Origin of the sequence: Streptococcus fermentans, from assembly GCF_040888305.1 — a bacterium.
Taxonomy (GTDB): domain Bacteria; phylum Bacillota; class Bacilli; order Lactobacillales; family Streptococcaceae; genus Streptococcus; species Streptococcus fermentans.
Genome location: NZ_JBFNFG010000022.1, coordinates 1 through 726, shown reverse-complemented (window position 1 = coordinate 726; position 726 = coordinate 1). Strand labels below are relative to the sequence as shown.

At 37.6% G+C, this 726-nt stretch carries 1 protein-coding gene; it reads left to right on the top strand.

The window, feature by feature from the left end:
* A partial coding sequence (locus AB2B50_RS09665; RefSeq protein WP_320693330.1) for a DUF445 family protein occupies nt 1-726 on the top strand: 726 nt, incomplete at both ends.

Here is a 726-nt window from a genome sequence, read left to right as displayed (position 1 = left end):
TCAGTTTCTGAATCAGTATCAGAATCAGTAAGTGAATCAATTTCAGAGTCAGTAAGCGAATCTGTATCTGAGTCAGTATCAGAGTCAGTAAGCGAGTCAATTTCTGAGTCAGTATCAGAATCAGTAAGCGAGTCAATTTCTGAATCTGTATCTGAGTCAGTAAGTGAATCAGTATCAGAATCAGTAAGTGAATCAGTATCAGAATCAATTTCTGAATCAGTATCAGAATCAATTTCTGAATCCGTATCTGAATCAGTGTCAGAGTCAGTAAGCGAATCCGTATCTGAATCAATCTCAGAATCAGTAAGCGAATCAGTATCTGAATCAGTCAGCGAATCAATTTCTGAATCAGTAAGTGACTCCGTATCTGAATCAATTTCTGAATCCGTATCTGAATCAGTGTCAGAGTCAGTAAGCGAATCCGTATCTGAATCAATCTCAGAATCAGTAAGCGAATCAGTATCTGAATCAGTCAGCGAATCAATTTCTGAATCAGTAAGTGACTCCGTATCTGAATCAATTTCTGAATCCGTATCTGAATCAGTGTCAGAGTCAGTAAGCGAATCCGTATCTGAATCAATCTCAGAATCAGTAAGCGAATCAGTTTCTGAGTCAGTAGCAGAATCAGTAAGTGAATCAATTTCTGAGTCAGTAAGCGAATCAGTAAGTGAATCAATTTCAGAGTCAGTAAGCGAATCAGTATCTGAATCAGTAAGCGAATCAATT